Source organism: Halomonas sp. KO116 (assembly GCF_000734975.2).
In the GTDB taxonomy this organism is placed as follows: Bacteria; Pseudomonadota; Gammaproteobacteria; order Pseudomonadales; family Halomonadaceae; genus Vreelandella; species Vreelandella glaciei.
The window spans coordinates 3,010,073-3,031,004 of record NZ_CP011052.1 but is presented as its reverse complement, the minus strand read 5'-3'; the positions used below and the strand labels follow the sequence as shown (position 1 = coordinate 3,031,004).

Genomic DNA, 20,932 nt, shown 5'->3' with positions numbered 1-20,932 from the left:
ACCGCTAGAATGACACATTGTTATGCACCGTGGCACTTACCTTGCGCTGTCTTCAGCGCGAGGTAAGTTAGCCCGCTGAAGGAAGTACAGCTTCATGAGCTATCAGGTTCTGGCCCGCAAGTGGCGACCCCGCACATTCCACGAACTCGTTGGTCAGACCCATGTTCAACGCGCCTTGGTAAATGCCCTTGACCAGGGGCGTTTGCATCATGCGTATCTCTTTACAGGTACCCGTGGGGTGGGTAAAACCACCTTGGCGCGCATACTCGCTAAATGTTTGAATTGCACGGCCAACGGGCGCGGCGATGAGGGCATTACCTCTACCCCCTGTGGGCAGTGCGATAGCTGCCAAGCCATTGATGAAGGACGCTTTGTTGATCTGATTGAGGTCGATGCAGCTTCTAGAACCAAGGTGGAAGATACCCGCGAGCTACTCGATAACGTTCAGTACGCGCCGACCCAAGGGCGCTACAAGGTGTACCTGATTGATGAGGTGCACATGCTCTCCACCAGCAGCTTTAATGCGCTGCTGAAAACGCTGGAAGAGCCGCCTCCTCACGTTAAATTCCTACTAGCGACCACCGATCCGCAAAAGTTGCCGCCGACGGTGCTTTCGCGCTGCCTGCAATTTACCCTCAAGCATATGCCGCCTGAGCGCGTCGTAGAGCATCTCACTTACGTACTAGGGGAAGAGGGTGTTGCATTTGATGAGAGCGCGTTGTGGCTGCTGGGTAAAGCGGCCGAAGGTTCAATGCGCGATGCCATGAGCCTGACCGACCAAGCTATCGCGTTTGGTCAGGGGGCGGTTCGCCATGCGGATGTGGCTGCCATGCTGGGCACCTTGGATCATCGTCATATTCTTGGCCTGGCAGAAGCCCTGGCCGATGTGGATGTGCAGCGCTTACTGGCCGAAGTGGCTGAGTTGGCAGAACAAGGCCCCGACTTTGCTGCGGTGCTGGATGAACTTTCCAGCCTTCTGCACCGCTTAGCGGTGGCGCAAATGGTGCCGGACGCTGTCGATAACAGCCACGGTGACCGCGATGTTATCCTGCAGCTAGCGAGCCGCTTTACCGCTGAGGACATTCAGCTCTATTACCAAATCGGTATTCAGGGCCGTGGGGATATGGTGCACGCGCCGGATCTGCGCAGCGCCTTGGAGATGACGCTGCTGCGCATGCTGGCGTTTCGTCCTCAAGGCGTGCCTAAACCGCCACGTACGCCGCTGCCCCTGCGCCGCGAGCCTACAGGTAAGGCAGCGTCAGAAATGAATGCTCACGTTCCCGCGCCGGCCACGGTTTCATCAGCGCCGGCGCCCACCCCAGAAACGACAACAACGCCTGACGTTCAGTCCATTTCAGAAGAGCAGCCCACGCCAGAAGCGCAGTCAGAACCCCAAGCCGAGCCCCAGACCCCACCTGCCGCTAAAGAGGGGGCGCCGTTGCAAGAGCTCCCTCCTTGGGTTGTCGAGAATGAAACACCATCGTTAGAGGTTAGCGCGCCTCAGCAAGGCCCAGAGCCAGCGGCTATGGTTGAGCCAGTGCCTGTCGCGGAATCAACAGCAGCGCCGGAACCGGTTTCGTCGCCAGCGCCTGAGTTGGCAACTGATCCTGCTCCTGCGCAGGAGGAACCTGCTTCGGTAGCCCCGACTGGTAGGCTGGACAACGCAAAATGGTTGCAATGCTTTGATGCACTCGGGCTGGGTGGTTTGACGCGTAACCTGGCAGGCAACTGTCTAGTGGAGAGTGATGATGGCACGCTGCTGACCCTTCGCCTGGACCCCAGCCAGGAGGCCATGCAGGCGGAGGTGCACCAAACACGTATTGAGCGGGCGCTGAAAGAGCAGGGCATGTCGCGGCGAATAGCGTTTTACGTGGCTGAGTTGTCTAATAGCCTGGAAACACCCCGGCAGCGCGAAGAGCGGCTTAATCAAGAGCGCCATGCCCAGGCGGTTGATCTACTCAATCACGACCCCCATGTACAGAAATTACAGCAGGCGTTTGGGGCAAAGCTGATAGAATCCAGCGTTAAGCCAGCCGATGAAATGCGCTAAGCTGTCTCACATATCATCGCAATACCGACCTATCTTTTAACCACGTTGGAGACTAGACCATGCTTAAAGGTGGAATGGGCAACTTGATGAAACAAGCCCAAGAGATGCAAGAAAAAATGCAGCAAGCCCAGGAAGAAGTCGCCAAAGCCGAAGTGCAGGGCGAGGCGGGTGCCGGTATGGTCAAGGTCACGATGAATGGTCGGCACGACGTGTCAAACGTGACCATTGACCCCAGCGTTATGGAAGAAGACAAAGAGCTTTTGGAAGATTTGTTAGCCGCGGCAGTCAACGATGCGGTGCGTAAATTGGAAGTTAGCTCTAAACAGAAAATGGAAGAAGCGACCGCTGGCTTGAGCCTTCCGCCCGGCTTTAAGATGCCGTTCTAAGCAATGCGTTTTTCTCCTCTCGTTGAGCAGTTGATGGATGCTTTTCGCGTACTGCCAGGCGTTGGGCCTAAAACGGCTCAACGCATGGCGATGCACCTGCTTGAGCGTGAACGCCCAGGGGGGCAGCGGCTCGCTGCAGTTATTCAACAAGCCATTGAAGAAGTGGGCTATTGTCAACGTTGCCGCACGCTCACTGAAGCCGACATCTGCATGCTGTGCGAAAGCCTACGCCGCGATGATGCGTTGCTGTGTGTGGTGGAGTCACCTGCCGATCAATTAGCGATTGAAGAGGCCGGAGGCTTTAAAGGCCGCTACTTTGTACTGCACGGTCACCTTTCGCCGTTAGATGGCATTGGCCCAGAATCGATTGGTTTGGATTTGTTAGAAGCACGTGTCGCCGAAGGGCTCGTCGAAGAAGTGGTGTTGGCGACGAACCCTACTATCGAGGGGGAGGCGACAGCTCACTATATTGCCTCACAGTTAGCAGAATATGGCGTCAAACTCTCGCGGCTTGCCTATGGCGTCCCGATGGGCGGTGAGCTGGAGTATGTTGATGGCGGCACCTTGAGTCGCGCGTTTAATGGTCGCCTGCCTTTTGCCAGCGAATAAGCCTATCTAAACGCAAGCGCTTCAGCGCTTGCGCCAACTTGGAAGAATGCTTTTGTCCTCTCTTACTCCCTCTTTTCAATGGCTTGATACTCCAGAGGCGCTTGATGCTGCGTGCGATCAAGTAGCCGATGCTTCTGTGATTGCTCTGGATACCGAGTTTTTCCGAGAGAATACGTTCTTTCCAGTGCCTGCGTTGATTCAGTTCACCGCGGGTGAAGAGGCTTATCTGATTGATCCGGTGGCTGTCCCGTGTACTGATAAATTCCGTGCTCTACTGCAAAACAAGGCGATTAAGTTACTCCACTCCTGTAGCGAGGACCTGGAAGTTTTTCAGCACTGGGCAGGGGTGTTACCGGTACCTTTAATTGATACTCAGGTAGTACAAGGTTTTTTGGGTGAAAATCCAGGAATGGGGTATCAAAAACTGGTCGAATTTTGGGTCGGTGAAACGCTGCCTAAAGAGGAAACACGCTCAAACTGGTTAGTGCGCCCGCTTTCGCCTGCGCAGTGCCATTACGCCGCGCTGGATGTTATCTATTTATTAAAAGTCTGGACGCTACAGGCTGAAAAGCTCACTACGCTAGGTCGTCGCGACTGGGTGGATGCTGAGTGCGCTAGCTTGATTGAGCAGGCCGGCCGTAGCGTTGATAACGATCAACAGTGGTATACCCGTCAACGCCAATTATGGCGCTTACTGCCCCGTCAAATGGAAGCGTATCGGCTGATGACTACGTGGCGCGAAGGCGAAACACGCCGCCGCGATTTGCCGCGCAATTGGCTCATTAGCGATAAGTTACTGTTCGCCATCGCTGAAAAGATGCCCAGCAACCGCTTCGAGCTGGCTGAAGTGGAAGGTGTTAAGCCGGTGCTAATTAAAAAAGTGGGCGACGCACTGCTGGCAATGGTCAAACAGGCCCAGCACTGTGATGAAGAGGCGCTGCCCAAGCGTTGGCCAGACCCCATGCACCCGACGTTCAAATCACGCTTTAAAGCACTCAAGAGAGCGGTAACCGCTAAAGCTAATGACTTGGGTGTGGCACCGGAAATGCTCATGCGCCGCCGCGATATTGAAACACTGGTGATGCAGGACTTGGCAGGAGAACCTCTCACTTGGCCGACCGGTTGGCGTGGCGAGTGTTTGAATGGCGCGTTGGCCCAGGCCCTTGAGGAGCGAGCATAATGAGCGACAAGCTGATTTGCGAGGTTTTTAAAAGCTCGCGTAAAGATGAAATGTATTTGTATGTTGATAAACGTCAAGGGTTTGCAGACATCCCTACGCAATTACTTGAAACCTTCGGCAAGCCTGTACCGGTATTTACCATGCTGTTGACCGCTGATAAAAAATTGTCACGGGTTAATGCGGCAGACGTGGTGGAAGGGATTAAAGACAAAGGGTTCTACCTGCAAATGCCGCCGCCGAAAGAGGCCTATTTGCTCGACGTGCATCGTGCCCATGTGGCCTCGCATTCTAATGCGCGTTCTGAAGATGAGTAGCGTCAGTTTTACATGAACTTTCTTGCCCATGCTTGGCTCGTCAGGGCGGGTAGCGATGATTTTCTCTACGGCAATTTAATTGCCGATGGGGTTAAGGGGCGCAACTTAAGTGATTGGCCCGCGGCCACGGCGCTAGGCATTCGTCATCACCGCCGTGTGGATGCCTGGGTGGATAGTCATCCGAACGTGGTGAATGCGCGGCGACGCGCCCCGCCTGCTCACCGCCGCTATGCGGGCATTGCACTCGACATGGTATGGGACCATTTTCTAGCCCGGGATACGGCGGGACAGGCTGACCAGGAAATAATTGTAAAACGCTGCTATCGACTGCTCTTAGCGCGCTCTGCGCCGAACCGGCTGGCGGATATGGTGCCATCACTTGTCGCGCACGACTGGTTAAGAGGCTACGCTGATTTCGCGTTTACCTGCCGCGCTGTTGCGGGAATCGGCCAGCGATTGTCTGGCCCGAATCAGCTTGCCGCTCTGGTGCCCTGGCTGCACGACGATTACCAAGCGCTAGAGGACGACTTTCAAGCTTTATGGCCAGCGCTGTTGGCAGAATTAAGCCACACTGATACACCACCATAGGACGTGTTTCTGTGTGGTAGTGAAGGAGGAAACGATGGAAACCGCGATGCGCGAGCGTTTTTGGGAGCGCTACACCCTAGAAGAGTTGACGCCCCAGGAGTGGGAAGCGCTATGCGACGGCTGTGGGCAGTGCTGCCTGCTAAAGTTGCACGACGAGGATACCCAGGAACTCGCAGTGCTGAACGTGGCTTGCCGCCTGCTGGATATCCATAGCTGCCAGTGCAGCGATTATGCGAACCGTTTTAAAACGGTTCCCGACTGCACCCAGCTTACTCCTGCCTTAGTAAAAGAATTCACCTGGTTACCACAAAGCTGTGGTTACCGGCGAGTGGCAGAGGGGCGTAAGCTGGCGGGCTGGCATCCGCTGTTAAGCAATGACGCCGAACGGGTACACCGTAAAGGGATCAGTGTGCGTAGTTTTGCTGTTTCTCAAGATGAGGTACCTGAGCAGCAGCTGGAGTCACACATCATTGCCGTGTTACCGATGTAATTCCTGACGCTTTAAGCGCTGGGCTGGCGTTTTGGAGTATCCCAAATAGATAAAAACGCTTCTTTAACCGGTGAAAGTACTTTTTTAGCTGGTGCTTGGTTAGCGGGTTTAACGCTAGTTTTATGAGGAGCGTCCCAAATTGTCGGGAAGTGATCTTGGTATTTCATGGCTTCTATTGCCTCTTAAAGAGCTGTCATAAGCATTGGGCTTATAAAACGAGCTTATAGATCGAGATTAGACGTTAGTGTATGCGACTAAGGTGTAGTATGACGCAGAAGCGTGGACGAGTGAATAGTTTGTGGAAAATATTTTCATAAATAGTCGACCTACGTTCGATACGCTTGGGTACCGCATTGAGGTGTATCAATCGCTGCGCCGGTATTATTGATTCATATACCTTCAGTCAATTTTAGCTCAGGCGAGGTTGCACTAAGGCTGGTGGCGTTCAAAGCAGAATCATGCTCAACGGCCTGTGCATGATTTTTAACCGAATGGCTCTCTGTGCGTACTATATTCAAGTTATTAATAACGACAGAAGGCAGAGTGGGAAGGTTAGGACACTTGAGAAGATCAGCAACCAAAAAACAGCCAACGTTTACGCCCACCACGAATGGCCGGATAGCGTACTCTGCTCCAGTGGGGCAGCTCATCGTCCAGGAGCCGGGTCAGGCGTAACCTCTGGTTGTCCAGAAAGTGTAAGGTTTTACCTAGCGCGCCTGTGGACTGCACTTTCTGGGCCTCGACGCACTTACCGCTAGGTATGGACCCCGCAGATCAACGGGCCCCGTCCGGCGCGGCTGGCTGCATAGCCGAACAAATATGACTTGTTAACCGGCGCTGCTGTAACTACGTGTACGAGGTCGCACTGGCATAGTGGTCGGCTTCTTGGTTGACTTGGATCGTCGTCTCATTAGGTTTTAGAAACTATTGTTTTTTATAATTTTGGAAACCTGGGAGTCGACTGAAGGGGCTAAGGGCTGTTGACATTTTATAGCAGGGATATTGGTATGATAAAAGAGCAAGCCCACAGAGTAGAAGTTCCGAAGCCATCATCCTGCTAGTCTGTAATGCCCCGAGAGATACTCATACTGGTAAATTAGGGGCAACCAGCTGGACGGAAAGAATTTCACCGTTATGCGGATGCCAGTATTGTTTCTCTTCTTCGGGGAGTTGCTCAAAGAGTTTTTCAGAGATGATGTATTCAATACCGTTTAGCTTCGCATCATCAGTATTGCCGTCGTAAAGAGCGCACTGCAAGAAGTCTTCGTTGACCTGATCACAGAAGTGATGGGCCTCAAACTGATGCAGTGGCTCTTTTTTGAGCGGATGAAAACCGACGAGGTAAACATTAAGACGCGATGGGGGAGCGTCTGTTTGCATCATGCTTGCTCCTGCTTCTAATAGCTGAGATTTTGCACTCTCCGCTCTACCAGAAACCTCGGTGGTCGAGTGCGTTTCACCCATGCCGGTGCAACCAGCCAGAGTAAAGATCGATGCGACAAACGTACCGTAATGAAAACCATTAATGTTGAGCATAAAAATACCTACTATTTGGCTATAAGCATATTTCTTTTTTATGTTAGCCCGTTATCGGTGGTTTTCAATTTAGTGTTCCATGTTTGACCTTTGATAAATGGCGCCAACCGCCGCGTGTCTGCTGCATTGCAGGGGAGGGGCCACGGGATATCATTATTTTTTATGAATTGGAAGAGCAGGGGGCGACTAAAGGCTAATAATTTTAGTCTTTTTTTATTTTAATTTAACTACCATACTAGTCATATCAGCTTTGGCCGCTATGCTTCATAGGCTTTCATATTCGGATTTAGGTGTTATGCACACGACCCTACAAACGCTATGGCAGGAAACGCACGAGGGAGAATCGGTTCGCCAACGGCTATTTCACGTACTGAGGCAATCAATTATCCAGATGGTATTGGCGCCGGGGCAGGCGTTATCAGAAAAAGAGATGGCTGACACTTTTTCGGTTAGTCGCCAGCCGGTGCGAGAAGCTTTCATCAGGCTCTCCGAGGCGGGGTTGGTAGAAGTGAAGCCTCAACGCGGCACTTATGTGGTCAAAATATCCCAACAGGCGGTGCTCGAGGCGCGTTTTGTACGTGAAGCGGTTGAGGTCGCCATTGTAAGGCTGGCAGCCGAACAAGGCCTTGAGCCTACAGTGTTAACAGATTTACACGATCTGTTGGCGCGGCAGCATCGCTGTATTGAACCTAATGATAACGATCGGTTTTATCGTCTTGATGAAGCGTTCCATCGCACGCTTTCACTGGGGGTAAAACAGCACGCTGCCTGGAAAGTCATCGAAGAAGTCCGTGCTCAGCTTGACCGGGTACGCTACCTCAGTGTGCCCCATAGCACTCCGCTGGAACGGCTTGTGCAACAGCATGCCAGCATCGTTGCTGCCATTGAGGCACGAGATATTCAGCAAGCTGAAGAAGCGATGTCACTGCATTTGCGTGAAATTTTAGTCTCAATGCCCGATCTGGTTCGTCGTTTCCCCGCCATGTTTGAAGGGCAACTAGCATTTGAAGAACAAGAAAATTCAGCGCTGAAGCAGGAGGCGACTCAATGAAAATCGAGCAGGCATATACCATCGTGACCTCGCCGGGCCGAAATTTTGTGACGTTAAAGATTGTCACCGATCAGGGCGAGTACGGTATTGGTGATGCAACGCTCAATGGCCGAGAAATGGCCGTTGTGGCTTACCTGGAGGAGCACGTTATCCCGATGTTAATCGGCCGTGACCCACAGCGCATCGAAGATATTTGGCACTACCTTTACCGTGGCGCCTACTGGCGGCGCGGTCCCGTTACGATGAGTGCGATTGCTGCTGTCGATATGGCCCTTTGGGACATTAAAGCGAAGCTTGCGGGCATGCCACTTTATCAACTGTTAGGTGGTAAGAGCCGTGACCGAGTGATGGTGTATGGCCATGCAACGGGGCGTGATATTGATGCGTGCTTAGAAGAGGTCGCACGACATGTAGATGAGGGCTATAAAGCGGTGCGCGTTCAGGCGGGTGTGCCAGGCATTGCCACTATTTATGGCGTTGCCAAAAAAGATGGCGAACCTTATGAGCCTGCCGATGCTGATTTGCCTGCCGAGCACGTATGGAGTACCAGTAAATACTTAAACCATGTGCCTAAACTATTTGCTGCCGTGCGTGAGCGCTTTGGTGATGATTTGCACGTGCTACACGATGTGCATCATCGCCTGACGCCCATTGAGGCTGCTCGCTTAGGTAAAGAAGTGGAGCCCTACCATCTCTTTTGGCTTGAAGACTGCGTCCCGGCAGAAAACCAGGAAGCGTTTGGTCTTATCCGCCAGCACACCACAACGCCCCTTGCCGTAGGTGAAGTTTTTAACAGTCTGTATGACGCCAAAGCGCTGATTGAAAATCAGTGGATCGACTATATTCGCGCCACTCTGACGCATGCTGGCGGCATTACCCATATGCGCCGCATTGCTGATTTAGCGGGCCTTTATCATGTGCGCACTGGCTTCCATGGTCCGACAGACCTTTCGCCGGTTTGCCTGGGCGCGGCAATTCACTTTGATACCTGGGTGCCCAACTTCGGTATCCAGGAGTATATGCCGCATACCAGCGCCACTGATGAGGTCTTCCCCCACGACTATCGCTTTGAGGATGGGCATTTCATCGTTGGTGAAAAGCCCGGGCATGGTGTGGATATCGATGAGCAGTTAGCCAAGCAGTACCCCTATAAGCGCGCCAGCCTGCCGGTGAACCGGTTAGAAGACGGCACCTTGTGGCACTGGTAAGGAGTTCATCTAAATGAAAGCATTTCAGGTAAAGGCGCCCCATGACTACCAGGTCGTGGAAGTTGAGCCGCCCAAAGCGGCCGCAGGTGAAGCGCTGGTACGCGTAGCATTTGCCGGTATCTGCGGCTCGGATATGCACATTATCCATGGCGACAACGCCTTTGTGCGTTTTCCGCGCATCACCGGCCATGAGTTCGCCGGGGTAGTGGAAGCGGTAGGAGAGGGCGTGACGGACGTAGCCGTCGGAGCTCGTGTGTGTATTGATCCGGTTATTAGCTGCGGCAACTGCTATCCCTGCCGCATTGGCCGCCCCAATGTGTGTAGTTCACTTGAAGTGATCGGCGTGCATCGCAATGGCGGTTTTGAAGAGTTTGTGGTCGTTCCCGCGGATAACGTACACCACCTTCCCGAGCATATCGGACTAGATGCTGCTGCCTTAGTTGAGCCTTACACCATTGCTGCCAATGTACTTGATCGCATGCAGCCTCACCCGGGTGATCGACTAATGATTCTGGGCGCCGGTGTTATTGGTCTTACGATCCTGCAGATGGCCCTGGCCAAGGGTATCGAAGAGGTTATCGTCACTGACGTTATTAATGAGCGATTAGCGGCTGCAAAACAGCTTGGGGCAACGCAGGTATTGAATAGTCGCGAGCAGGATGTGGAAAAAGAGGTGCTTACCTTCACCCAGGGCGAAGGTGTGCCACTGATTGCCGATGCGGCCTGCGTACCCGCGCTGCTACCGCAAATGCTGCGTTTAGCGTCGCCAGCAGGGCGCATTGGTCTACTGGGTTTTAGCGCCCAGCCCAGCGAGCTAGTGCAGTTAGAGGTGATTAAGAAAGAACTGACCTTGGTAGGTTCACGACTTAACAACCGTCAGTTTCCGGAGGTGCTAAAGCTAATGGCAAGTGGGCAGTTGGATCCGTTGGCCTTAGTCAGCCATCGGTTGCCGCTAAACGACATGCCCAGCGCCATCGACATGCTTGATCACCGACCAGAAGAGGCCCGCAAGGTGCTGATTAAAATCAGTACTTGAGGGAGGCTACTCCAACCCACGCCAACCCCCACGCAATTAACAGCTATTAATTAGCAACTGCAGTCCACAATTAACAACACTCTTATGCAGGAGAAATACAATGATTAAGCAACTTATCACCAGCGCTGTTCTTGGCGCTGCCTTAGTCGGCAGCCACTCCCTGATGGCGGCCGACTTTACCCTGCGTTTTGGCCATTTAGCCAATGAGCAAAATATTTGGCACCAGGCCGCCGAAAAATTTAAAGAAGAGGTCGAAGCAAACTCCGACGGGCAGATTGAGGTACGCCTCTACCCCAGTGAGCAGCTGGGTAACGAGATGGATGTGATCAACAGTATCCAGCTAGGCACGGCGGATATGACCATTACCGGTGAAAGCCTACAGAATTGGGCGCCTAAAGCCGCGATGATGGCCGTACCTTACGCTTTTCGTGATTCCGAACATCTCCACGCGGCGGTAAATGGTGACATTGGCGATGAGATCGAGGCGCAAATCACCGAGCGAACTAACTTGGTTCCCTTGGCGTGGTTTGAGCGCGGCCCTCGCGAACTTACTTCCAATCGTCCCATCCGTACGCCTGATGAGCTGGATGGTCTACGACTTCGCGTCCCGAACGTGCCGTTATTCGTCGATACATGGCAGGCAATGGGGGCGCGTCCAACCCCAATGGCATTTAGTGAAGTGTTCACTGCGCTCCAGCAAAACACCCTGGAAGGGCAAGAAAACCCGCTTAGTCTGATCGAAAGCGCCAGCTTTAATGAGGTACAGGACTACGTCAACATGACTGGACATGTGCGCAGCTGGATCTATGTCGTGATTGGGCGTAACCAGCTGGAAAATATGCCTGCAGAGCTTCAGCAGGTGGTTCGTGATGCTGCGCAAACGATGCAAGCGTATCAGGCCGAGCTTTTCGTTGATGACCAGGAGCGTCTTGAGCAGGCATTACAGGAGCGTGGCATGGAATTTGTGGAAGTTGATGTCGATGCGTTCGCAGACAAAGCTCGCCCCGCCGTGCTTGAGGCTTTAACAGATGAGCAGCGTGAGCTCTTTGATGCTATCCAAGACTTGTAAGTTCTTGGAAGCGAATTTTGAGTGAATGGCGGATGAGATTGGGCTGGCGAAATGCTAGCCCAATCTCAGCTGCAATAGCGGCTTGCTCATGAGGATACGGTTATGAACTCGGATCATAAAGCGCTCGAGCAGGAAGCGCTAGAGAGTCTGGATCCAATGGCAGCGGTACCTAAGCTAGCAGGCCCGATAGGCCGCGTGATTGGCTGGGTAGATACGTGCTTTCTGACCTTGGCCGTCGTGGCGCTGGTTGCGATTGCTGTCACGGTGCTGCTGCAAATTTGTTCGCGGTTATTTTTGCCGTTTTCGATAGCCTGGACTGAAGAGCTCTCGCGCTATCTGTTTATTTATATGGTGGCGCTATCTGTTGGTGTTGTTCTACGCCAGCACCGAAACATCAGCGTTGAGCTTTTTCATCACCTGTTGGGCGCGCGCATGCAGGCGGCTTTTCAAGTGCTCATTTGCGCACTGATTGGCCTGTTTGCCTTTCTGGTGCTGCCTTACGCTTGGCAGTATGCGCAAAACGGCGCTTGGCAAACCTCGCCAACGCTGCATGTTCCCATGCTGTATATCTTTTTCTCTACAGTAGTCACCTTTGCGCTCCTTCTGGTCTACAGCTTACTAGGGTGTCTTGAGGGAATTATCGCAATGTGTCGCTCCTCTGCCTCCCTCCAGGAGTTGTAAGCATGGAAGTCATTATCCTGTTTAGCGTTTTTTTAATACTGCTCACGGTGGGTATGCCCATTGCGTTTGCATTGGGGTTAGCCTCGCTCTCTTATCTTCTGCTTGAAGGCATTTCATTAACCATCGTGCCGCAACGGATGTACGCCGGTATCGACACTTTTGTACTGCTGTGTATTCCCGGCTTTGTGCTGGCCGGCAATTTAATGAACGTCGGCAATATCACTGAGCATATTGTACGTTTCGCCAATGCTTTGTTAGGCCACATCCGAGGCGGACTTGGCTTGGCTAACGTGGCGGGTTCGATGATCTTTGGTGGTATCTCCGGCACGGCCGTTGCTGATTCAGCCAGCATCGGTTCGGTGATGATTCCCGGTATGGCGCGCTCGGGTTATGACAAACCGTTTGCCGCGGCCGTTACCGCTGCCTCGTCAACCGTTGGGCCGATTATACCGCCTAGTGTGCCGATGATTATTGCCGGCTCACTTAGCGGTATTTCGGTCGGGCGTATGTTTCTGGCAGGTGCGATTCCTGGCCTGTTGATGGGGCTCGCCATGATGGTCACGGTGTATATCCTGGCCGTTCGGCGTGGTTATCCCAAAGAGAAGCGGGTCCCTTTTTTGCAGTTGCTGCGTGAAGCGAAAACGGCCTTCTGGGCACTGCTGATGACCGTGATTATCCTTTACGGCATTATTGGCGGCTTCTTTACCCCCACCGAAGCCTCTATTGTGGCTTGCCTCTATGCCTTGGTGGTTGGCATGTATGTCTATAAAGGGCTGTCTTGGAAAAAGCTCCCAGCGATTTTGTCAGACACCGTTTTAACCTCCTCGGCTCTGCTGCTGATGGTGGGGTTAGCCAACCTGTTCGGCTGGATCCTTACCAGCGAACAGATCCCCCAGATGATCGCCGCGCTTATTCTCTCGATTAGCGATAACCCGCTCATTGTTCTGCTTATACTTAATCTAATCCTGCTATTTGTCGGCGCGTTTATGGAGACCATTGCCGCGCTGATTATTCTTTTCCCAGCCTTGGTGGGCGTAGCCACTGGCGTGGGTGTCGATCCGGTTCACTTTGCGGTGATCGCCGTGTTGAACCTGATGATTGGGCTGACAACGCCGCCGGTAGGTGTATGTCTATTTGTGGTAGCAGGGATTGGCAAGCTGCCGATGTTGACAGTAGCGAGAGCCATCGTGCCATTTTTATTGTGCAACTTGGCGGTGCTGCTGTTGGTGACTTATGTCCCCGCGATTTCGCTTTGGTTACCTAACTTGCTGATGGGAGAGTAACTAATGAGGGCTCCTCAGCGTATTGAAACAACGCCAACAAGCGGCCATATCGGGATTGTTCATCTTGGTTTAGGCGCTTTCCATCGTGCCCACCAGGCGGTCTATTTAGAGCGTTATCGCCAACGCAGTGGCGATGGTGAGTGGGGCGTCTGCAGCGCGAATTTACGCTCTAGTGTTGGTTTAGTCGACGGCTTACGGGCGGCAGGGCAGCGCTATCATGTAGCGGAGTACGCTGATAGTGACAGCATCACGCTGCGTGAAATAGGTGTGATTGAAGAGACGCTATTCTCTGGTTGTGACAGTGCCGGAAGCTGGGCTCGCGATCGGGAGACGCTGCTGGCCCGGATGGCTTCTGCAGACACCCGTATCGTTACCTTAACGGTGACCGAGAAGGGCTATTTTCTGAATCCCGCCAGCGGTGAGTTGAGAGTCGACGACCCGATGATCATCGGTGATATTGCCTCGCCCCAACAGCCGCGCACTGCGCCTGGCTTACTGGTGGAAGCGTTAGCTAGGCGGCATGAGGCTGGCATCGCCCCCTTTACCGTGCTCTCTTGCGACAACATGCCGGATAACGGAAAGCGAACACGCCAAGCGGTGGTGCAATTGGCCGAGCATCGAGACCCAGTATTGGCCAATTGGATTGCCAATGAAGTGTCGTTTCCCTGCAGCATGGTGGATCGCATCGTCCCTGCGATGACCGACGACGACTTTGAGCGTTTAGCGGCACTGGACATTACCGATCCAAACGCCGTGGTATGTGAAGCGTTCACGCAGTGGGTGGTCGAAGATAATTTCCCCCAGGGGCGGCCCGACTGGGAAGCCGAGGGTGTTGAGATGGTGGCGGATGTGGCGCCGTTTGAAACCATGAAACTGCGCATGCTCAACGGTAGTCACTCCTTGCTTGCCTATCTTGGCGCGCTTGCAGGTATCGAAACGGTTTTTGAAGGCGTCAATCATACAAAGCTTCGCGCTTTATTACGCCGCTATATGCTTGAAGAGGCGGCTCCGACATTAGATATGCCCGAAGGAATCGATTTAGACGCATATGCTGATTCGCTGCTGGCACGCTTCGCCAATGACAGCTTGCGCCATCGCCTGCAGCAAATCGCAATGGATGGCAGCCAAAAACTCCCTCAGCGCTGGCTCTCTGGCGCGCTGAAGCGCAGCGCTACGAGGCAAGCATCGCCTTGTGTGGCGCTGGGGATGGCGGCCTGGATTCGCTACACCGCAGGCGATGATTTATTGGGGAATCGCTACACCGTCGATGACCCGCTAGCCAAGCGCTTTGCAGAACTACACCAGGCGCATGGTAGCGATACCAGCGCTCTGGTAGCGGCCTATTTAGCCATGGACGATGTGGTGCCTAACGCATTGGCAGCGTATAAGGCGTTTGCACAGGCCGTACTAACGGCGTATCAAACGCTTACCCAAGATGGATTGAATGGGGCGCTCGCGGCGCTTGAGCGCAACTAATAAAAGGAGATGACCATGGAGCATACTTGGCGCTGGTTTGGCCCTAATGATGCTATTCGGCTGGAAGAGATTCGCCAGACAGGCGCCACCGGTATCGTCACGGCACTGCACGAGGTGCCTAATGATCAGGTTTGGTCGGTTGAGGCGATCCGTGAGCGTCGGCAGATGATCGAAGCGGCAGGCCTCACATGGTCGGTGGTGGAGAGCGTACCGGTACATGAGTCGATCAAAAAAGGCTTTCCCGAACGGGATGCGTTGATTGGCACCTACTGTCAGACGCTGCGCAATCTGGCGGCCTGCGGTATCGACACCGTTTGCTATAACTTTATGCCAGTGCTTGATTGGACGCGTACGGACCTGATATACGCGCTGCCCGACGGCGCCTTGGCGCTGCGCTTTGATCAGGTGGCGTTTGCCGCCTTTGATCTTTATCTGCTTCAGCGACCAGAGGCTGAGCAAGAGTACAGCGATGAAGAGAAGGCTCAAGCGCGCCGCCACCTAGAGGGGTTAGATAGCGCTGGCCGTGACAAACTAGTCAATACGCTGATTGCGGGGCTGCCGGGGGCCGAAGAGCACTACACCCTTGAGCAGTTTCGCACGGTGTTGGAAGAGTACGCGGACATTGACGCCGCTAAATTGCAGGAAAATCTAGGCTACTTTCTGCAGGCCGTTATTCCGGTAGCAGAAGAGGTAGGTATTCGTATGGCGATCCACCCGGATGATCCGCCTCGGCCGCTACTGGGCCTGCCTCGAGTGGTGTCGACTCGCGAGGATGCCCAGTGGATTATTGATCGCGTGCCCAGCCCCGCCAATGGTTTGACGCTTTGCACTGGCTCTTACGGCGTTCGACAAGACAATGATTTGGTGGCCATGGCCCGCCATTTTGCCCCGCATATTCACTTTATCCATCTTCGCGCTACCCAGCGCGAAGCGGATACGCTCTCTTTCCATGAGGCGCCGCACCTAGTCGGTGATGTGGATATGGTAGGGGTGATACATGCCTTGGTGGAGGAAGAGCGCCGCCGAGAAAGAGAGGGTGGGGCGCGGTTGCCGCTACGGCCTGATCACGGCCACCAGCTTCTTGATGATCAACAGCGCAATACGGCACCGGGTTATCCCCTTTACGGGCGCATGCGCGGTCTAGCTGAGCTACGGGGTGTAGAGCTGGCGGTGCGGCAGTTAACACTCAGATAAGCGGCTACGTTCTAAAGGAGACGTATGCGTTCACATGAATTAGCGATAGATAAAGGCAGAGTGGAACTCGGCCCTAATTTATTGTCCGGTGTCAGCCTGCCCGCAGCGGTGGTGCATGAGGCTCCTCTCGCGCACAACCTGATGTGGATGCAGCGATTTGCAGAAGCCCACGGGGCCCAATTGGCGCCCCACGGCAAGACCACCATGACGCCTGCGCTTTTCCATCGACAGCTCCAGGCAGGTGCGTGGGGTATCACACTTGCCACTGCACCCCAGTGTCGTGCTGCCTTCGCCAATGGCATCACCCGAATATTGATGGCGAACCAATTGGTGGGCCAGGCCAATATGGCCATCATCGCGAGTCTGATTGAGCAGGGGCTACGTTTTACTGTGTGGTCGATAGCTATGAGAACGTACGCCAGCTTGAAAATTCTTCACTGAACGGGGCTTGACGTTATCGGTTCTTATTGAGGTAGGCGTAGCAGGTGGTCGCTGTGGCTGCCGCAATCAGCAGCAAATTCTCTCGCTTGCCGAAGCCATCGATAATGAGCCCGCGCTCTACTTGGCAGGTTTAGAAGGCTATGAAGGCGTTGTCCATGGGGATGATCCCTCGCAGCCATTATCGGTGACTGGTTGGGAAGTGACGAAAATTATGGATGAGCACACGTTCGTGCAGCTACCTGACGATGCCCAGGATGTTCAGATCGGTGACTCGTTGCGTGTTTGGTGCCTCCCATCCATGCCTGACGTTTGATAAATGGCGCCAACTGCTGCTTGTTGATGACGCCTTGAACGTGAAAGAACACCTGGCGACCTGCTTTTAAAAGCCTCCTCGCTCCTGCCGCTAAGCGATAGCGGCGGTCGATAAGCGTGAAATTGCCGCTGGCAGTTCGCTTGCGTGATGAATCCCCAGGGCGCCTTCGGGAGTGCTTTCCTCGTTCGGGAAATGGTTGAGATGAATAACGTGCATATCTGCCGCTAGACCGGCTTCCACTCCCACGGCCGCATCGTCAATTACAATACAGCGTTGGGGGGCAAAGCCCATGGCGGCCGCCGCTTTAAGGTAAAGCTCAGGGTCGGGTTTCCAGACATTGAGGGTATAAGCGCTAAATAAATTACCTGCAAAGTGATGACCCAGCTGGGTGCTTTCCAGGGCGCAGCGAATTTTGCGTTCTGGGCCATTAGAGACCACGGCTTTAGGGTGGCTGCTTAACTGTTCTAACGCGGCGGGCATACCAGATATCGCGATAAGTTCAGCGCGCATGCGCGCTTCCATACGTGTTCGCATACCCGCCTCAAGCTGGGAAAATGTGTCTTCTTCTAACACCTGAAAACGGTTTTCCAGCGTTTGGACAATCGTCTGGAAACGTACCCCTCTAAATTCGTCCATATATTGCTGTGCTGAGAAGGGTAAACCGAATTCGGGAAGGAGCGCGCCCATCACCTCGGCAAGCAGTATTTCGCTATCCACCAGGGTACCGTCGCAGTCGAAGAGTAAGCAGAAAGGCGAGGAGGGGGACTTATCAGTACTCATCGGCAGGCTTCCTCATTAACTAGGCTAATTGGGCGTTCGCCCTGCAGCGCTAGGCGAATATTGTCCACCGCGCGCTGGGCCATGGCGTCGCGGGTTTCATGGGTGGCTGAGCCTATATGAGGCAGAGCGACCACATTCGACATCTTCAGCAGTGGCGAAGAGGCGGAGAGCGGCTCCTTTTCAAATACATCCAATCCAGCGGCTTGGATAACGCCGTTTTCAAGGGCGTGAATCAAAGCGCTCTCATCGACCACTTTACCGCGGGCAATATTGATGAATATGCCTGAAGGCTTCATCTGTGCGAACTCCTGGGCACCGACCAATCGTTCGGTTTCAGCCGTGAGAGGCACTGTCACACAGACAAAATCGGCCTCGGCTAGCAGCTCGTTGAGTTCGCGACGCTGCGCGCCTAATTCGCTTTCTAATTCAGGCTTGGGAGAGGCGTTGGAGTAAATCACTTTCATACCAAACCCTAGGGCACCACGCCGGGCGACCGCCTGACCAATGCGCCCAAACCCGACCATGCCCAAGGTTTTACCATGTACATCACTGCCAAACAGTGCCGGGCCAATACTCGCTTGCCACTTGTCGGCTTTGACCCACTCGGCTAATTCAACTACCCGGCGAGCCGTGGCCATGATCAGGGTAAAGCCGGTATCGGCGGTGGTTTCAGTGAGCACATCCGGTGTGTTGCATAGCATGATGCCGCGCTTGGTCAGTTCATCAACAGGGATGTTGTCGTAGCCAACAGAGATAGTCGCGATGACTTCCAATTTAGGCGCTGTGTCTAACAGCTGAGGGGTAATCGCTAAGCCGGAACCGATAATGCCATGAACGTTAGCCAGTAGAGCGTGATTAGCAGGATCATTCAGTGCGGTCGTTTTCGGCAGCACCTCCACCTCAAACAAGTCGCTAAGCTCGGCTAACTGAGCATCACTGAGTCGTCCTTGAACCACTAGTTGTTTTTTCATTGTTGTCTCCTGATTATAAAGCGCTTAATAAAGCATAACGGGGCGAATTAAGCAGTGGGTTGATCGGTTTCAAGCGCTTGAAGTTGCTGGCGGTTAGGTAGGCCTTCCATATCGCCAACCACCTGAATGGCTTGAGCACCAATGAGGTTGCCCCGTTGGGCTGCTTGACGTGCCGAGCAGCCGTCAAGCAGGCCGCTGATCACGCCGACAGCGAAACCATCGCCAGCACCTACGGTATCCACAACGTCTGCTACGTGGCAACCGTCTACCGTAAAGCTCTCTTCCTGCCCACCTAGGTTGCCGCGATAATAACTACCTTCCGGCCCCAGCTTGATGATCACCGCCGAGGCGCCTTGATCCAGATAGTAGCCTGCTACGTCGTAAGGCGTCTTCTGCCCAGTGAGAAGTTGGCCCTCTGAAAGCCCAGGTAATACCCAGTCGGAGAACATGGCAAGGGCATTGAGCGTCTTGCGCATGTCGGCTTCACTGGCCCATAGGCTGGGACGTAAATTGGGGTCAAAAGAAATACTCGCACCATTAGCTCGGGCTTCTTTAAGCGTATGGTAAGCGAGTTCACGTGCAGAGGCGGAGAGGGCGGGGGGAATGCCCGTTGCATGTACATGGCGCAGAGCGCCGAAGTCAATATCGCTAGCGTCTTGTGGGGATAGGTGGCTGGCCGCGCTGCCGCGACGAAAATACTCTACTTTTGGGTCTGCGCCGCCAAGTGCGCGCTCTTTAAACAGTAACCCAGTAGGGTGCTGGGTATCTGTATGAAGGTGACGGCAATCCAGCCCTTCGTTTTCTAACGTATTGCGAATAAAGTCGCCAAAGCTGTCACTGCCCACACGGCTTAACCAGCCGACATGAAACCCTAAACGCGACAGACCAATCGCCACATTGGTATCTGCGCCTGCAATGCGGCGCTGAAAATGCTCAACGTCGGAAAGCTTGCCGGGGGAGTCTGCCACGAACATGGTCATGGCTTCGCCAAAAGTGAGGACTTCTGGAGGGTTAGTAAAGGAGTGGGACATGGTTAGTCATCTCTTGATGTTGTTGGTCGTCGGTTAATGGGAACGATACCATTTATGTTGCTTTTATAAAGCTTGGGCGATCATAAAATGCTAACGCCGGGTGGAGCCTCTTGCGATTAGGGTAGGTGCAAAACTCAATGTTGTCGGCGGCGGCGTTGTTTGAGGTGTAATTCTATGCCTCAAGCAGTGAAGCGCCGTTTTCCCGATAGCATCGGTTGGCTGGGCAAGCGTGGTAATACCAGGAGGCACGAGATCGCACCAGTCGAGTTCATCAATGCCCATTAAGCCGAATTGACCAAGCGGTAGGCCTAGCTGCTGGAAAAGGCGCGTTATCGTCAAGGTCACATTGCCGTTGCCACACAGTACGGCGCAGGCGTGTTGAGGATGGGCGGCTAAAAAATGGCTTAGCGCCTGGCGCGTGTTGGTGTCACTTGATAACAGTAGCGTTGCATGGCTTAACGCACGCTGTTGGGCGCCCTCGTTAAAGCAGGCCAGCCGTCGTTGCCGTGTGCTTGACTGCTCAGGGGCTTCGCTGACATACAACACGGCTTGGTAACCCTGGGCAGAAAGGTGATCAAGTGCGCTATCAATCGCTAGCTGGTTATCAAGCCCTACTACTTCTGCATCCACATTGCTGATTTCGCGGTCTAGCAGCACGACTGGCGTTCCATGGCTGATGAAAGTCTGTAGTTGGGCTTCGGGGCTGCCGGTGGCATTAACCACCAAGCCTGCCACCTGATACGCACCCAGAAGGTCTAAATGCTGGCGCTCCTGCTCAGAATCGTTGTCGGTATTGCATACCAATAATGAGTAGCCGTACTGGCGGCATGCTTGTTCGACACCGTGGGTAATTGCCACGGAAAAAGGGTTGCGGATATCCGCTACCAGCATCCCGATGAGCTTGGAGCGCCCACCCTTGAGTCCACGCGCCATTTGGTTGGGCTGGTAATCTAGAGTGCTTGCTGCCTGGGCAATGCGGTCCTGAAGAGTGGGCGATAGACGTTCCCGTTCATCGCCAAAATAACGCGAAACGCTAGTTTTTGAAATACCGGCTAAACGGGCGACTTCAAGAATGGTAGAACGTCGTACTGCAGATGACATAATGGTCTTCGCGGAATGGGAACGGTTCCATTTTGTATATGCTTGACATCAAAAGCAACGGTACACAGTTAATTAGATGTGGTTAACCATATAAATATTGTAATCGGAGGGGGTTACCGCCCGGCTATTTGTAAATCTATTCAT

23 protein-coding genes are annotated in these 20,932 nt (G+C 53.6%); 17 read left to right on the top strand and 6 right to left on the bottom strand.

Annotation, left to right across the window (positions count from 1 at the left end; all coding sequences use genetic code 11):
- The first annotated feature begins 94 nt into the window (after positions 1 to 94).
- The 7 genes from dnaX to KO116_RS13990 are packed head-to-tail and all read left to right on the top strand — an operon-like array spanning position 95 to position 5,617.
- Positions 95 to 2,050, top strand: coding sequence for a DNA polymerase III subunit gamma/tau (gene dnaX, locus KO116_RS14020; RefSeq protein ID WP_035566610.1), 1,956 nt, complete (start codon positions 95 to 97; stop codon positions 2,048 to 2,050).
- Between the two features lie 59 nt (positions 2,051 to 2,109).
- Positions 2,110 to 2,436, top strand: a complete 327-nt coding sequence (locus tag KO116_RS14015) for a YbaB/EbfC family nucleoid-associated protein (protein WP_035566609.1) — start codon at positions 2,110 to 2,112, stop codon at positions 2,434 to 2,436.
- Positions 2,437 to 2,439: 3 nt separating this feature from the next.
- Positions 2,440 to 3,045: a recombination mediator RecR gene (gene recR / locus KO116_RS14010; RefSeq protein WP_008959529.1), complete on the top strand. Its 606-nt coding sequence runs from the start codon at positions 2,440 to 2,442 to the stop codon at positions 3,043 to 3,045.
- A 46-nt stretch (positions 3,046 to 3,091) separates the two neighbouring features.
- Complete coding sequence (rnd, locus tag KO116_RS14005; protein ID WP_035566607.1) at positions 3,092 to 4,225, top strand: ribonuclease D; 1,134 nt, start codon at positions 3,092 to 3,094, stop codon at positions 4,223 to 4,225.
- Entirely contained in the window at positions 4,225 to 4,539 is a 315-nt protein-coding gene (locus KO116_RS14000; RefSeq protein WP_035566605.1) for a YcgL domain-containing protein, read from the top strand. The genes rnd and KO116_RS14000 overlap by 1 nt, the downstream gene beginning before the upstream one ends.
- A gap of 12 nt (positions 4,540 to 4,551) precedes the next feature.
- A complete protein-coding gene (locus KO116_RS13995; protein ID WP_035566602.1) occupies positions 4,552 to 5,127 on the top strand; it encodes an acyl carrier protein phosphodiesterase in 576 nt (191 codons plus the stop codon).
- Between the two features lie 34 nt (positions 5,128 to 5,161).
- Entirely contained in the window at positions 5,162 to 5,617 is a 456-nt protein-coding gene (locus tag KO116_RS13990) for a YcgN family cysteine cluster protein (RefSeq protein WP_035566600.1), read from the top strand.
- A gap of 11 nt (positions 5,618 to 5,628) precedes the next feature.
- On the opposite strand, the gene KO116_RS25485 is transcribed toward KO116_RS13990, so the two are convergent.
- Complete coding sequence (locus KO116_RS25485) at positions 5,629 to 5,784, bottom strand: hypothetical protein (protein WP_179915420.1); 156 nt, start codon at positions 5,782 to 5,784, stop codon at positions 5,629 to 5,631.
- A gap of 916 nt (positions 5,785 to 6,700) precedes the next feature.
- Positions 6,701 to 7,153: a DUF1264 domain-containing protein gene (locus KO116_RS25820; RefSeq protein ID WP_235272392.1), complete on the bottom strand. Its 453-nt coding sequence runs from the start codon at positions 7,151 to 7,153 to the stop codon at positions 6,701 to 6,703.
- A gap of 295 nt (positions 7,154 to 7,448) precedes the next feature.
- Between KO116_RS25820 and KO116_RS13980 the strand changes: the two genes are divergently transcribed.
- The 10 genes from KO116_RS13980 to KO116_RS26320 all read left to right on the top strand — a co-directional run bounded on the left by KO116_RS13980 (position 7,449) and on the right by KO116_RS26320 (position 16,905).
- Positions 7,449 to 8,204 (top strand): GntR family transcriptional regulator, encoded by a 756-nt coding sequence (locus KO116_RS13980; protein ID WP_035566598.1) that lies wholly within the window; start codon positions 7,449 to 7,451, stop codon positions 8,202 to 8,204.
- Positions 8,201 to 9,412: a D-mannonate dehydratase ManD gene (gene manD, locus KO116_RS13975; protein ID WP_035566596.1), complete on the top strand. Its 1,212-nt coding sequence runs from the start codon at positions 8,201 to 8,203 to the stop codon at positions 9,410 to 9,412. Before KO116_RS13980 ends, manD begins: the two co-directional genes overlap by 4 nt.
- Positions 9,413 to 9,425: 13 nt before the next feature.
- Positions 9,426 to 10,448, top strand: coding sequence for a Zn-dependent oxidoreductase (locus KO116_RS13970; RefSeq protein WP_035566594.1), 1,023 nt, complete (start codon positions 9,426 to 9,428; stop codon positions 10,446 to 10,448).
- A gap of 100 nt (positions 10,449 to 10,548) precedes the next feature.
- Positions 10,549 to 11,517 carry a TRAP transporter substrate-binding protein gene (locus KO116_RS13965; RefSeq protein WP_035566592.1) on the top strand — a complete coding sequence of 323 codons (969 nt, stop codon included), beginning with the start codon at positions 10,549 to 10,551 and terminating at the stop codon, positions 11,515 to 11,517.
- Positions 11,518 to 11,619: 102 nt separating this feature from the next.
- On the top strand, positions 11,620 to 12,198 hold the full coding sequence (locus tag KO116_RS13960) for a TRAP transporter small permease (protein ID WP_035566590.1): 579 nt from the start codon (positions 11,620 to 11,622) through the stop codon (positions 12,196 to 12,198).
- Between the two features lie 2 nt (positions 12,199 to 12,200).
- Entirely contained in the window at positions 12,201 to 13,481 is a 1,281-nt protein-coding gene (locus tag KO116_RS13955) for a TRAP transporter large permease (RefSeq protein WP_035566589.1), read from the top strand.
- Positions 13,482 to 13,484: 3 nt separating this feature from the next.
- The gene (locus KO116_RS13950) at positions 13,485 to 14,957 is read left to right on the top strand and encodes a mannitol dehydrogenase family protein (RefSeq protein ID WP_035566587.1); all 1,473 of its coding nucleotides are present in this window, start codon (positions 13,485 to 13,487) and stop codon (positions 14,955 to 14,957) included.
- Between the two features lie 15 nt (positions 14,958 to 14,972).
- Positions 14,973 to 16,151, top strand: coding sequence for a mannonate dehydratase (uxuA, locus tag KO116_RS13945; protein ID WP_035566585.1), 1,179 nt, complete (start codon positions 14,973 to 14,975; stop codon positions 16,149 to 16,151).
- A 24-nt stretch (positions 16,152 to 16,175) separates the two neighbouring features.
- A complete protein-coding gene (locus KO116_RS26325; RefSeq protein ID WP_442905759.1) occupies positions 16,176 to 16,592 on the top strand; it encodes a hypothetical protein in 417 nt (138 codons plus the stop codon).
- Between the two features lie 7 nt (positions 16,593 to 16,599).
- Positions 16,600 to 16,905 (top strand): hypothetical protein, encoded by a 306-nt coding sequence (locus tag KO116_RS26320; RefSeq protein ID WP_442905758.1) that lies wholly within the window; start codon positions 16,600 to 16,602, stop codon positions 16,903 to 16,905.
- Positions 16,906 to 16,995: 90 nt separating this feature from the next.
- Here KO116_RS26320 and KO116_RS13935 read toward each other — a convergent pair whose 3' ends face one another.
- The 4 genes from KO116_RS13935 to KO116_RS13920 form a co-directional block, all read right to left on the bottom strand.
- Positions 16,996 to 17,685, bottom strand: a complete 690-nt coding sequence (locus KO116_RS13935) for an HAD family hydrolase (protein ID WP_035566583.1) — start codon at positions 17,683 to 17,685, stop codon at positions 16,996 to 16,998.
- Entirely contained in the window at positions 17,682 to 18,656 is a 975-nt protein-coding gene (locus KO116_RS13930) for a 2-hydroxyacid dehydrogenase (protein ID WP_035566580.1), read from the bottom strand. The genes KO116_RS13935 and KO116_RS13930 overlap by 4 nt, the downstream gene beginning before the upstream one ends.
- Before the next feature lie 47 nt (positions 18,657 to 18,703).
- Complete coding sequence (locus KO116_RS13925; RefSeq protein WP_035566577.1) at positions 18,704 to 19,687, bottom strand: sugar kinase; 984 nt, start codon at positions 19,685 to 19,687, stop codon at positions 18,704 to 18,706.
- A 90-nt stretch (positions 19,688 to 19,777) separates the two neighbouring features.
- Complete coding sequence (locus KO116_RS13920) at positions 19,778 to 20,788, bottom strand: LacI family DNA-binding transcriptional regulator (RefSeq protein WP_035566575.1); 1,011 nt, start codon at positions 20,786 to 20,788, stop codon at positions 19,778 to 19,780.
- Between the last annotated feature and the right edge of the window lie 144 nt (positions 20,789 to 20,932).

Bases quoted from the DNA above. Each gene is read 5' to 3' on its own strand.
- KO116_RS13925 (WP_035566577.1), bottom strand. From the start codon at position 19,687: ATGTCCCACTCCTTTACTAACCCTCCAGAAGTCCTCACTTTTGGCGAA.
- KO116_RS26325 (WP_442905759.1), top strand. From the start codon at position 16,176: ATGCGTTCACATGAATTAGCGATAGATAAAGGCAGAGTGGAACTCGGC.
- KO116_RS13960 (WP_035566590.1), top strand. From the start codon at position 11,620: ATGAACTCGGATCATAAAGCGCTCGAGCAGGAAGCGCTAGAGAGTCTG.
- KO116_RS13995 (WP_035566602.1), top strand. From the start codon at position 4,552: ATGAACTTTCTTGCCCATGCTTGGCTCGTCAGGGCGGGTAGCGATGAT.
- KO116_RS13930 (WP_035566580.1), bottom strand. From the start codon at position 18,656: ATGAAAAAACAACTAGTGGTTCAAGGACGACTCAGTGATGCTCAGTTA.
- KO116_RS13990 (WP_035566600.1), top strand. From the start codon at position 5,162: ATGGAAACCGCGATGCGCGAGCGTTTTTGGGAGCGCTACACCCTAGAA.
- KO116_RS14000 (WP_035566605.1), top strand. From the start codon at position 4,225: ATGAGCGACAAGCTGATTTGCGAGGTTTTTAAAAGCTCGCGTAAAGAT.
- dnaX (WP_035566610.1), top strand. From the start codon at position 95: ATGAGCTATCAGGTTCTGGCCCGCAAGTGGCGACCCCGCACATTCCAC.
- KO116_RS13955 (WP_035566589.1), top strand. From the start codon at position 12,201: ATGGAAGTCATTATCCTGTTTAGCGTTTTTTTAATACTGCTCACGGTG.
- KO116_RS13920 (WP_035566575.1), bottom strand. From the start codon at position 20,788: ATGTCATCTGCAGTACGACGTTCTACCATTCTTGAAGTCGCCCGTTTA.
- KO116_RS25820 (WP_235272392.1), bottom strand. From the start codon at position 7,153: ATGCTCAACATTAATGGTTTTCATTACGGTACGTTTGTCGCATCGATC.
- KO116_RS14015 (WP_035566609.1), top strand. From the start codon at position 2,110: ATGCTTAAAGGTGGAATGGGCAACTTGATGAAACAAGCCCAAGAGATG.
- recR (WP_008959529.1), top strand. From the start codon at position 2,440: ATGCGTTTTTCTCCTCTCGTTGAGCAGTTGATGGATGCTTTTCGCGTA.
- rnd (WP_035566607.1), top strand. From the start codon at position 3,092: ATGCTTTTGTCCTCTCTTACTCCCTCTTTTCAATGGCTTGATACTCCA.
- KO116_RS25485 (WP_179915420.1), bottom strand. From the start codon at position 5,784: ATGAAATACCAAGATCACTTCCCGACAATTTGGGACGCTCCTCATAAA.
- KO116_RS13965 (WP_035566592.1), top strand. From the start codon at position 10,549: ATGATTAAGCAACTTATCACCAGCGCTGTTCTTGGCGCTGCCTTAGTC.
- KO116_RS13980 (WP_035566598.1), top strand. From the start codon at position 7,449: ATGCACACGACCCTACAAACGCTATGGCAGGAAACGCACGAGGGAGAA.
- KO116_RS13970 (WP_035566594.1), top strand. From the start codon at position 9,426: ATGAAAGCATTTCAGGTAAAGGCGCCCCATGACTACCAGGTCGTGGAA.
- uxuA (WP_035566585.1), top strand. From the start codon at position 14,973: ATGGAGCATACTTGGCGCTGGTTTGGCCCTAATGATGCTATTCGGCTG.
- KO116_RS13950 (WP_035566587.1), top strand. From the start codon at position 13,485: ATGAGGGCTCCTCAGCGTATTGAAACAACGCCAACAAGCGGCCATATC.
- KO116_RS13935 (WP_035566583.1), bottom strand. From the start codon at position 17,685: ATGAGTACTGATAAGTCCCCCTCCTCGCCTTTCTGCTTACTCTTCGAC.
- manD (WP_035566596.1), top strand. From the start codon at position 8,201: ATGAAAATCGAGCAGGCATATACCATCGTGACCTCGCCGGGCCGAAAT.